This window comes from Methylobacterium oxalidis (assembly GCF_007992195.1).
Classification (GTDB): domain Bacteria; phylum Pseudomonadota; class Alphaproteobacteria; order Rhizobiales; family Beijerinckiaceae; genus Methylobacterium; species Methylobacterium oxalidis.
This window is the reverse complement of sequence record NZ_BJZU01000168.1, coordinates 1-10,975: the sequence shown is the minus strand read 5'-3', so window position 1 is coordinate 10,975 and position 10,975 is coordinate 1. Positions and strand designations below refer to the sequence as shown.

Sequence of the window (10,975 nt, the reverse complement as noted above, 5' to 3'; positions counted from 1 at the left end):
CCCTAGTCATGCCGTTGGCATGCAGACGTATGCTGCGCCGTCGTACAAGCGGATCAGGCGCGTGATCCGAGTGCCCTGACGTCGGCACGACAGCGAATATAGGCTGTAGGCTAGGCTGTAGGCTTCGCGCTCAGCATCTATCAGAGCAGGGAGATCTGCTGCGCGCGGATGATGATGCTGTCCTGTTTGAAGCGGTTCTCCAGCGTGCGCCGGTAGCCGCTCCTTCAAGACTCGTCGAGATGCGTCATGACCTCGAACACCACGATGTCATCGCGTGCTGTCTACCCGTTCTCTTCCCAAAGGCCCTGCGCCGGACAGCGGGTGAAGGCCATCATGCCTCCGAACCATTCGGTGCGTTCCGAACGGACCCGAGCGTACTCGGAGCGGGAGAAGGGCTCGCCCTTGTTATCGGAGAGAGGCAGGAGGAGCTGGATCAGGTGCTGGGATATTGTGCGAATTCAGAAAAGAGGCGTTTGTCGAAATGCATCACTGCCATCTCCTAGCGCGCGAAAACCAAGCTGCCCTGCTGCTCCGGACGGGCCTGCAGAAAGGCTGCGACAGCCCTTGCGATCTTCCGGCCTCCCTGGACCGATGGCTCGATGGGGTTGGCGAAATCCGCGTCCTCTCCGCAGAGCACGCGCAGGTCGATCAGCGGGGAGCCGCGCGTGAAGGCCTCGCGCGTGATGACGTCGTTGAGCAGCGCGAGGGCCGCTCCGGTCAGACGTCGGCGCTGCGGGTCGGGATAGCGTGGATCGTAGATCGTGCAGATGGCCGCCGCCCGCCCCGTCGCCTGAACCGCGTCCAGCATGGCGCTGTACTCGGCCTGGAAGCGGTCCCGCACCTCGACCAAGAGAGCCAATGCCTCGGCCACGGATCTGGCAGTCCGCTCCAGCACCGCGGACGCCCGCAGCGCATCGTTGCCGCCGACGCTGACCACCAGATGGCTTGCGCCTTCGGGGCATCTGGCGAGCTGTTGCGGCACATCCGCGATGACGTTGCCGTCAACAGCAATGAGGCTCGCCTGCCAGCCGGCAGGCAGAACCGCCCGCAATTGCTGAACTACATCCGGCCCTCCTCCGACGTAGGCGGCATTGTCGAAGACGGAATCACCGAGAAGTGCGACGTGCGGCATGGATCTGCCTTGTGCGGTGAGCGTCGCGGACCGAGCGCAGGAAGGGAATAGGAGCACCCCTGCGGCGAGTAGGCCGCGCCGGCATACGTGGCCGCTTGGCACCAGCATCGGCATGCGTCCACTCTTCCGGTAAACCGGCGCATCACACCCAGCTTTGGAGCAGGGTGTCGGTCGTGACAGTCTCCACCTGCTGGCCGTAGCGGCTGTGATAGAGTGTGAGCATCGCGTCGTGTGCTTGGTCCGACGAACTGCAGAGCCCGTCCGTGACGATGACGATGCGGTAGCCGCGATCGACGGCACCGAGCACTGTGCCGAGCACACAGACATCCGTCTCACCGCCCGTGACTACGAGCGTGTCGATGCCCCGTGCCTGCAGGCGTTCATGAAGGTCTGTCTCGACCCAGGGTGAGTAGACATGCTTGTCGATCGTCTCAGCGGAGGGAACGAACCGGGCGAGTTCCGGCACCAGCTCAATCCGGTCCGCCCCGAGCTGCTCAATTGTCATGGAGGTCCAGCGCTCGTAGTAGCGCTTCCACGTCCCCTCGCCTTGGCCAGGCGCCTGTGCCGGGACGAAGCGCGTGAACACGCTCTGGCGAGGTTGGGCCTCGACGATCTGCTCCACCTTGGGCAGGACACGCGGCATCCACGGCGTGCACCAGTCTGTGTGCTCGGCAAACATTCCCTGCATGTCGACACACAGATGCACGCAGCTATCGCCCAATGCTCCGAAACGAAGCTCGTCGTCTCCTGCCATGCGGCAACCATCCTCAGGTATCGGCATGTCCGTGGAACGTTCAACCGACGCCTGGGCAGCATGTTCCGGGATAAACATAGATCAATTCTCGACAGACTCCAGTATATATAATGTCGAAAGATACATACCGACTGGGAGTAAATATAATATTGATATTATTTGACGGTGCTTTAATGTAATTATTGAGTCGAGATTTGATTTTTTGCTGATCATTGAGCTAGGAAGCTTGTTACGACACCATTCACCTGCGCCGGTTCCTCATGGTGCAGCCAATGGGTTGCCTGCGGCAGCCATAGGATTTCGCCATGCTCGCACAGCTTGAGGCTCTCGGTTGCGAGACCCGAACCGAGTGCCGTGTCCCTCTTGCCCCAGACGATCAGCGTCGGCGCACGGACCGGCCCGGGTTCGGTCCGACGCTTCAGTCGCAGAGCTCGATACCAGTTCAGCATTCCGGTGAGGGCGCCCGGCTGAGCCCAGGCTTCGCGATAGCGCGCGAGGTCGGCCGCGCCGAACGTCCCGGGCCGGCTCGACAGGCGCAGCGCCTCGCGCAGTGCGAGGTAGTCGGCCGCCCGCAAGCCGGCTTCGGGCAGCCACGGCACCTGGAACGCGCCGACATAGGTGCTGCGCAGGACCTGCGACGGGTGTCTGCGGGCGTAGGGAGCGAAGACATCAGGATGCGGGGCGTTCAGGATCACGAGGCGCCGCACCCGCTCAGGCGAGCGTGTCGCCAGCCGCCACGCGACCAGCCCGCCCCAATCATGTCCGACCACTTGGAACGCCTCGGCGCCGAAGCTGTCGGCGAGCGCGAGGACATCGTCCGCGGTCCGGTCGAGGTGGTAGGCGCCGATATCCTGCGGTCTGCTGCTGAGATTGTAGCCGCGCTGGTCGGGAGCGACGACGCGGAAACCTGCCGCGGCCAGCGCATCGATCTGGTGACGCCAGCCGAACCAGAACTCTGGAAAGCCGTGCAGGAGGATGACGAGCGGACCGTCTTGCGGTCCCACGGAGGCGACGTGAAGCGTGACGTCTTGAAGCCGGACGCGTGAGAAGTCCGGTTCGCTGCGAAGAGGCATCGCCGTTCACAATGGATAGAGGTAGGGCTTCGTGAACGCCCAATTCGGTTGGCGGGATCCCACCCCACCTCCGCACTGCCGCCAACGCCGGGCGGATCCGGCAGCGGATGTCGGACCGGTATCGCGGTTTCAGAAGCGAGGCGGTCGGTGTCAGAGGTTCAGCACCGCGAGCGACTTCATGCTGCCGCGCTGTGCGAGGTCGAGCCCATGTTCCGCGATCTCCGCTTCGGTGAGCTCGCGCAGGACCTCGGCAGTGGCGGACGGGCCAGCGGCTTCCGCAGCCAGAAGCAGCGCATCCTGTTCATCCGCGGCGACGACCAGGATCGGCGCCGTCGTCGACTCGGCGGCACCGTGCGTCGCTGCCGTCAGCTGAACTCCGTAGCCCTTGTTCACGGTCCAAATCCTCCTGTTTCGATCGCCGCCACCCGGGGCAGCATTTCCTTTAGGCGGCAGCCTCGGCGCCGCAGGCGGACGCGGACGGAAGGGTCGGCGCCATGTTCCGGCCCGGCCGGACGGCGAGCGGAAGTGTTCCGCTGCGGTCTGTCGAGCCGATCTCATGATGCTGTTCGAGAAGCCCCGAGAGTGCGCTGAGAACCTCCGCTCGATCTACACACGTGCCGCCGTGAAGTTGGGAGCAGTCGGTAACGCCGGAGATGCAGATCCCTGACCCTATCCGCGGCTCCGGCGCCGCCGCATCCCGATCACGCCCGTGACCAGCAGTGAACTCGCGATCGTCGCCGCAATGATGACAAGCCAGAGGACGCCGCCTTCCATGGTGCTGGACCCGATCGCTGTTGCGCGCCGCTGCCGTCAGGGCCTTCCGCCCGTGCCGGGCGCCGTCTCGCGGCCGGTTGCGTTTGGACCAGCGGCCTTGCCGTAGTAGGAATGGCCATCGGGCAGCGCCTTGTTCGAATCTGTTGTGATGCCGTTCCCGCCGATCTCGCCGGTGCCGGATTTCGGCGAGCCCGACGAATCGTTGGTGCCGAGATTGCCGTAGCTGCCGGCGCGACCTGCACCGCCGCCAGTCTCCTGCGCCTGCGCGACGCCTCCCCAAATCCCGCTCACCGCAAGCGCGAGCGTTGTGGCGCCGAGCGCGGTCAGGTTGAGGAACGGCGGATTGGTACGCATCGATGGAATCTCCGTACGACGAATCCTTCGCAGCTCCCGTCCGGCGCCGAGGCTACCCGGCAAGCCCCGTGCCCGCGAAGATACTCAGTGACGTCGCGCCCTTCCTCCTTCGGCCGGAGGGGTATCGGCCTAACCTCGCGGAGCATTCCCTGTTCCGTGAGGTTCGTCGTGAGGGACACCGCAAGACCGGCACCAGCGAAAAACCTGTGCTGAGCAAAGACCGCGGCCGGATCTCAACATCCAGGCTCACCGAGCAAGGCCGCGCATCACCTTTCGCCCAGCGCCACTCTGATCTGCTGTTCCTCCAGATCAAGCTCCGAGACGAGTGCCGCCAGCTCATCCGCCTCAAGCTCGTCCCGGTGGTCGGCCAGAAGCTTGGCGCGGGCTGCCTCGATCGCCGTGAGTCGCAGGCCCAGCCGGGCCGCCAGACGTTGCGCGCCGGTCTCGGCTTCCTGGCTGAGTTGGTCGATCCGTTTCGCCCGCTGTCGCAACTCGCGTAGCAGGTCCTCCGCGGCGGCTGCCTGCTCAGGGCTCAAGCTGTCCATCTGCTCCGTAACTGCTGTCATCGCTGCAACCGTCGCCTCGCTGCGGGCGTCGATCGCCTGCGGTGTCACGGCAGGGTTTGCCGCCTCGCCCGACGGTTCGCTCAAGCCGAGGCGGCGGATGAGAGGACCAGGCGTCGTGCCTTGGAGCACGAGGGTCGCCAAGAGGGCGCAAAAGGCCAAGAACAGGATGATGTCGCGCCCTGGGAAGTTGGCCGGAAGCGCCAAGGCCGCAGCGAGGCTCACCACGCCGCGCATGCCGGCCCAGGAGAGCACCGTGGCATGGCTCCAAGGCGGCATGGGATCGCGTTCCCGTAGCCTGCGTGACATAGCTCGAGGAAGCCGTAGAGCCGGGAATACCCAGACGAACCGGCTGATGATTAGGGCAGCCGACACCGCCAAGCCTAATCCCGCCAAGTGCCAGGGGTCATAGTGCTCCAGGCGCTCCAGGATCCCGCGCAGTTGGAGGCCGATGAGGACAAACACCAGGGCAGTCAAGACGAACTCGACGAAGCCCCACACCGCGTTCATCTCCAGGCGCGTGCGAGCGGTGAAGGCCACGTGCTGCTGCTGGCCGAGCACAAGGCCGCAGGTCACCGCCGCCAGCACCCCTGAGGCATGGACCTGTTCCGCTGCGAGGTAGGCGGCGAAGCTCGCCAGGAACGAGACGAGTATATCGAGCAGGGTGTCCTCGAGGTGGGTGAAGACCCACATGGCGATGCGACCGAGTATGTAGCCGATCAGCGTGCCGCCGACGGCCGCGAACAAGAACGAGACGGAGGCCTGGCCGAGCGAGACTTCGCCGGCCAGCATCGCGGCAACCGCAAAGCGGTAGAGGACGAGGGACGAGGCCTCGTTGAGCAGGCTCTCGCCTTCCAAAATCACGACAAGGTGCTTGGGAATGCGGAAGTCCTTCACAATCGAGGCAGCAGCGACCGCATCCGGGGGGCCACGAAGGCTCCTAGCGCTACAGCTGCTGCCAAGGGCAGATCCGGCACCAGAAGTTTCGCGGTGGCGGCGACGGCCGCGGCCGTGAACAGGACGGCGCCGAGTGCCAAGAACAGGATTGGGCGCAGGTTGAAACGGAATGCCGGCCAGTCAGTTCGGTAGGCGCTCGCCTGAAGCAGTGGGGGCAGGAAGAGGACGAGTGGGAGTTGAGGGTCGAGAGTCACGTTGGGCAAACCCGGGATCAGGGCCAGCGCCATGCCGCCGAGGAGAAGGGCGACCGCCAGAGGGATCTGCAATCGACGAGCGGCTAGGGCGAGAACGACGCAGGCCGCGAGCAGCCCCAGTAGAGTTTTGAAAATCTCCACGCGAGCGTCTCCTCATGCGCAGTTCCTATCCGCGTTGCCAGGTTCAACCTTCCGGTCGGTTTGATGTTCGCGTGCAAACGAGCGGCTGGCGGTCGGGAACGGCAAGGATCGGGCTTGGGTTGGATAATGCCACCCTGAGAGGGACGAGCATGGATCTCTGGCAGCTCATCGCGCGTGACCACGAGAACATCGCGCATCTCATCCATGAGACGCCGTACGCTCTCAACAGCCCTGGGGTGGTGCGTAGCCGCGAGCGGCTCCTCGCTGAGTTGATCGACGAGCTTGGAGCTCACGCGGCGGCCTTGGACGCCAGCCTGTACGCGCCTCTTAGCCGCGACGACGGTACGAGGCACATCATCGAGGAGCTACGTCGCGAGCATCGCGAGTTCATGCAGCAACTTGGCAATCTCGCTCAGTACGCCCTCAAGAACTCGGTCGGCTGGCTCAACATGTTTGAGGACGCGACCACCTTAGTGGACCAGCACCTGTATAGACAAAAGCAGGAACTCCTGCCCGCGGTCCGCGAACTGGTCGGACCGGAGGAGGTTCGGAATGCCACGCGCAGGTACGTGCGCGCCAAGTTGCGTGCGCTCCAGGCACGGCGGCGGGCGCTCGGCGGGCTGGTCTCAAGCGAGATCGCATTCACAGCCACGATCTGCGCTGCCGCAGTCGGCCTCGGTCTTCTCGCGTGGCGCAGGGGATGGCTGAGCGGCCTAGGCTCGGATCAGCGACCAACCCGCAGCCGAGCGGATGAGGGCTGGGGGCAGGCAAAAGGCGCGCTGGCAGAGCCATCGGCGTTAGGCCCCTCAAACACCAGCAACAACCCACAGCCGCGCAAGGGCGAGAGCTCCTATTCGGCGATGTTCAGGCGCGTGGCCGGGCAGAACCAAGGCGTTCCCACGCATCCACTCAGCAGCGTCGATACAGCGTCTCGTGAAACCCGCTACCGAGCCAATCCGCAACGCGATGTTTTGCGTGAGATGGTTTTGCCCGCTCTGGCGGAGGCTAACAAGGGCTGGGAGGAGCACGGGTTTCAGATCTACCTCAAGGATGAGACGCTGACGGAGAGCCGGGGCGGCTCTGCCGATCGTCCGAGGGTTTCGTTCAGGATCGCGCGGGCGACCCTTCCGGTCGATCTCGTCGCCAGCCGTGCGCCTCACTTCACATTCCGACGCACCGCCGAGAATGAGGTGCGTTTTGCCATCCAGCCACCCGGCTCCCCGGCGGTTGACAAAAGTCAGGCAGGCGACGTCGGAGAGGGCGGCGATCTGACACCTGAGAAGCTACGGGAAGTGCTGGAGCATGCGCTGCAACTGGCACTGGCCGACGCGATCTGAAGCTGCCCTACCGCGCCATACACTCGGTCGAACCAGAACCTGTGATCTACCGCTTGGGACGCTCACCTTGGCGGTCGTTAGAGCACGTACGTGCGTCTATTCACACTCGGCATCTTTGTGCCCGAGCCCCTGGTGTTACCCGCCCACCTGGTAACCGGCGAGATTGCATAGCCCACATCTGCGATGAGAGTGGAAGGATCGTATTCCGTGCTCGCCCGCCGCTAACCCCTGAGTGGACGAGACAGCAGCCCTCGGTCAGCCCCTTCGACGCTGATCAACCTGGCCTGCCTGGCATTCTGGTCGGGCTGGAACGCGCACGGACCGAAGCGGGTACGCACGGGTGCCGCAACCGAGGTGCGACGATAGAGGCTGCGCGGCAGGGTCCACACCTCACACCCTGCTCTTCGCCACGCGGTCGTCCGTGCGCCGGAGGAGAATACCACAGATCCACGAGAAAAGCCCTTGTCGATGACATCAGTGCTCTGCGGGCTCTCCAGCGGCGTCGTCTTCGGTATCAAGCCGAGTTCGCGAGCGAAGCGGCGTGTGTCGTGGGCCATGTAGCAACTGCCGTTGTCAGTCAGCCACTCGATCCGGCTCGGCAACTGGTTGACCGGCCCGAAGCGGTGTTCGACGGCTGCCACCATCAGGTCGCGGACGTCCTCGCCCGTGATGCCCGCCGTGGTTGCCACGTAGCCCATTGCCTCCCGATCGCAGCAGTCGAGCGCGAAGGCGACCCGCACACGTTCGCCGTTCTCGGCCGCGATCTCCAGCCCGTCCGAGCAGAGGGCATCCCACCCGGTCGGAGACCGGGCGGGGACCCGCCCAGCGTGTGTTGCGCACGCTCACCGCCGCCTTGCCCTCGTGACGGCGCGTCTCGGCTCCCCCCGCGTGGCGCTGCAGCAGAAGGCCGTGCACCTTCATGACCCGGTAGACGCGCTTCGCGTTCGGTGCAGGCCGACCGTCCCGCTCGGCCTGTCGGCGCAGAAGGGCATGGACGCGCCGATAGCCGTAGGTCGGCAGATCCGCGATGAGCCCTCGGATTGCGCCGAGCAACTCGGCGTCGGGTGCAGGCGGACGGCCGCGTTGGCCCATGGGCTTCTGAGCGGGGGAGGACTGCCTGGATGTGGCGAGGTGCGGGCGCGACACGCCCAAAGCCGAAGCCACCGCGCTCACCGGCCGTCCCCTGGCCACGAGGTCACGCGCGAGGGCAACTTTTTGAGGGCGGCGACCCGCTCCATCGCCTCGCGCAGGATCTCGGTCTCCAGCGTCTTCTTGCCCAGGAGCACCTGCAACTCACGGATCTGCTGCTGGGCAGCACGCAGTTCGGATGCTGGCACAACCTCTTCGCCGGCACCGGCGGCCGTGAACGCGCCGCGCTCCATCAGCCGACGCCACGTGAACAGCTGGTTGGCGTTCAGCCCGTCGCGGCGGGCGACGAGCGAGACGGACTGGCCGGGCAGATAGATCTCCTCGACGAGGCGCACCTTCTCCGGCGTGGTCCAATGCCGCCGACGCTGGACCGAGGGGATCACCTCAACGCGTTCGGCCCGGGGCGGGTCGTTAGAACTCACCATACGGTCGGTCATAGGCACACACTTCCATAAGCGTGAGCCCGTGTCCGGTTGAATTGGGGGCCACTCCACGTGATCAGAAGCAACACCTCCTCATCTCCGAAGCTCCCGCTCGTACCCTAGCGATCCCTTTCGGCTTCGGTGGCTGCGGTAACAGGGATGACAGCAACAGGCGCAAAGTGGCCGCCCTTGGGCGAGAGCGGAACGACCGCTCACCGGCGGATTCACGGGCGATGCGGACATCGCGATGTCTCGCCGTTACCGCGGTCGCTCGTCGCGTCGCCTCCCTTCGGCATTCAGGGCTCGCGGCCGACCCGGTCCAAGGTACCAGTCGCGTCACGTGAAAGAGTTCGAACCTTCCGGCGCCCGTCTCAGCGCTGACGAGGCGATCCGAGTCCCCGCCGTGATCCGACCTGCCTGAGATCGTCTGATCCTGACGAGTGCATAAGGCTCGAGCGCCACCGCAGGGTTCTCTGGACGACGCGGCGATGTCATCCTCCGGCATCCAAGCGATCGTCGTTTTGGCCCATACAGTCGATCTCGCACCGGACGACCGACGCTCTCGAACGGAGTCAGAATGTCCGACGATCGCTACCATAGGACGTCGCTGGGGAGTCGCCCGCTGCATCCCGAGACCCTGATGCTCGGCTACGGCTACGACCCGACCCTGTCGGAAGGTGCCGTGAAGCCGCCGGTCTTCCTCACCTCGACCTTCGTGTTCACCTCGGCTGAGCACGGCAAGGCCTTCTTCGACTACGTGTCCGGACGACGCGAGCCGCCAGCCGGCGAGGCGGCTGGGTTGGTCTACTCGCGCTTCAACCATCCCAATGCCGAGATCGTCGAGGACCGGCTGGCGGTGTTTGAGGGCGCCGAGGCCGGATTGGTCTTCTCCTCCGGCATGTCGGCGATCGCCACCACGATCCTGACCTTCGCGCGACCGGGCGAGGTGATCCTGCACTCCCAGCCTCTCTACGGAGGCACCGAGACGCTCATCGCCAGGACCCTGGCGGGGTTCGGAATCGCGCCCATCGGCTTCGCCGACGGGACCAATCCGGCGAGCGTGCGCGCCGCAGCCGGGCGTGCCATCGCGGCGGGGCGGGTCAGTGTCATCATGGTCGAGACACCCTCGAACCCGCTCAACACCCTCGTGGATCTCGGGCTGATCCGCACGGTCGCCGACGAGATCGGCCGTCGTCAGGGCGGCGAGGCCCCGGTGGTGGTATGCGACAACACCCTGCTCGGTCCGCTTTTCCAGCACCCGCTGAGCCATGGCGTCGACATCTCGGTCTACTCGCTGACGAAGTACGTGGGCGGCCATTCGGACCTGATCGCCGGCGCCGCCCTCGGTTCGGCCGCGCGGATGAAGCCGGTGCGCATGCTGCGCTCGGCGATCGGGACAGGACTGGACGCGCATTCCTGCTGGATGCTCGGGCGCTCGCTGGAGACGGTGTCGCTGCGCATGACTGCCGCCAACCGCAACGGCGAGATCCTCGCCCGGATGCTGGCCGAGCATCCGAAGGTGTCGCGCCTCCACCATCTCGCCCATCTGACGGCCGGCTCGGCTCAGGCCCGGGTCTACGCCGCACAATGCACGGCGCCGGGCTCGACCTTCTCTTTCGACATCGTCGGCGGGGAGGCGGAGGCCTTCCGCGTCCTCAACGCGCTCCGCCTGTTCAAACTGGCTGTCAGCCTCGGCGGAACGGAGTCGCTCGCCAGCCATCCGGCCTCGACGACCCATTCGGGCGTGCCGAAGGTGGTGCGCGATCGCCTCGGCGTGACGGACGCGACGATCCGGGTCTCGATCGGGATTGAGCATCCCGACGACCTCGTGGCCGATCTGTCGGCGGCGCTCGCCACACTCGGTAGAGCGTGAAGGAGCGGCGATCGAGCGGACGACTGCCCGAGGCGAGGCTGATCGAACCGCCTCGACCTTGCGTGCCATCGGCCGGTCGACACCCGGGCGCTCGCTGGTGCAGCGCGTCTGGTGCCCCCGGGTGCTGGGAGCCGGGTTGCACTTTTTTCTCGCGAAGGAGACGGGCAGAGGCGGCGTCTGAACCGGCGAGCCGGCTCCTTGAAACGAAAACCCCCGCGTTGGCGAGGGTTGATAGAGAGGGCGATCGGAATT

General features: G+C 65.4%; 10 protein-coding genes and 2 pseudogenes. 2 read left to right on the top strand and 10 right to left on the bottom strand.

Going from position 1 to position 10,975, the window contains the following annotated elements; translation table 11 throughout:
* Window positions 1-499 precede the first annotated feature (499 nt).
* From MOX02_RS27960 to MOX02_RS32775, 7 genes are all read right to left on the bottom strand, one after another.
* Window positions 500-1,132, bottom strand: coding sequence for an SGNH/GDSL hydrolase family protein (locus MOX02_RS27960; protein ID WP_147029065.1), 633 nt, complete (start codon window positions 1,130-1,132; stop codon window positions 500-502).
* A 142-nt stretch (window positions 1,133-1,274) separates the two neighbouring features.
* Window positions 1,275-1,886: a cysteine hydrolase family protein gene (locus MOX02_RS27955; protein WP_147029064.1), complete on the bottom strand. Its 612-nt coding sequence runs from the start codon at window positions 1,884-1,886 to the stop codon at window positions 1,275-1,277.
* Between the two features lie 209 nt (window positions 1,887-2,095).
* The gene (locus MOX02_RS27950; protein WP_147029063.1) at window positions 2,096-2,959 is read right to left on the bottom strand and encodes an alpha/beta fold hydrolase; all 864 of its coding nucleotides are present in this window, start codon (window positions 2,957-2,959) and stop codon (window positions 2,096-2,098) included.
* 150 nt (window positions 2,960-3,109) lie between these two features.
* Window positions 3,110-3,352, bottom strand: a complete 243-nt coding sequence (locus MOX02_RS27945; protein WP_147029062.1) for a hypothetical protein — start codon at window positions 3,350-3,352, stop codon at window positions 3,110-3,112.
* Between the two features lie 417 nt (window positions 3,353-3,769).
* Entirely contained in the window at window positions 3,770-4,087 is a 318-nt protein-coding gene (locus tag MOX02_RS27940; protein ID WP_238179596.1) for a hypothetical protein, read from the bottom strand.
* A 266-nt stretch (window positions 4,088-4,353) separates the two neighbouring features.
* Entirely contained in the window at window positions 4,354-5,547 is a 1,194-nt protein-coding gene (locus MOX02_RS27935) for a cation:proton antiporter (RefSeq protein ID WP_280525366.1), read from the bottom strand.
* Window positions 5,544-5,942, bottom strand: coding sequence for a cation:proton antiporter domain-containing protein (locus MOX02_RS32775; RefSeq protein ID WP_280525365.1), 399 nt, complete (start codon window positions 5,940-5,942; stop codon window positions 5,544-5,546). Before MOX02_RS32775 ends, MOX02_RS27935 begins: the two co-directional genes overlap by 4 nt.
* A 149-nt stretch (window positions 5,943-6,091) precedes the next feature.
* Here MOX02_RS32775 and MOX02_RS27930 point away from each other — a divergent pair, with 149 nt between their 5' ends.
* The gene (locus MOX02_RS27930; RefSeq protein ID WP_147029061.1) at window positions 6,092-7,279 is read left to right on the top strand and encodes a hemerythrin domain-containing protein; all 1,188 of its coding nucleotides are present in this window, start codon (window positions 6,092-6,094) and stop codon (window positions 7,277-7,279) included.
* A 221-nt stretch (window positions 7,280-7,500) separates the two neighbouring features.
* On the opposite strand, the pseudogene MOX02_RS27925 reads toward MOX02_RS27930, so the two are convergent.
* The 3 genes and pseudogenes from MOX02_RS27925 to MOX02_RS27915 all read right to left on the bottom strand — a co-directional run.
* Window positions 7,501-8,052, bottom strand: a pseudogene (locus MOX02_RS27925) (DDE-type integrase/transposase/recombinase); the annotation flags it as partial.
* Window positions 8,053-8,182: 130 nt separating this feature from the next.
* Window positions 8,183-8,371, bottom strand: a pseudogene (locus MOX02_RS33050) (IS3 family transposase); the annotation flags it as partial.
* Between the two features lie 77 nt (window positions 8,372-8,448).
* On the bottom strand, window positions 8,449-8,865 hold the full coding sequence (locus MOX02_RS27915) for a transposase (protein ID WP_147029059.1): 417 nt from the start codon (window positions 8,863-8,865) through the stop codon (window positions 8,449-8,451).
* Window positions 8,866-9,427: 562 nt separating this feature from the next.
* Here MOX02_RS27915 and MOX02_RS27910 point away from each other — a divergent pair.
* On the top strand, window positions 9,428-10,723 hold the full coding sequence (locus MOX02_RS27910) for a cystathionine gamma-synthase family protein (protein WP_147029058.1): 1,296 nt from the start codon (window positions 9,428-9,430) through the stop codon (window positions 10,721-10,723).
* The last annotated feature ends 252 nt before the right edge of the window (window positions 10,724-10,975 follow it).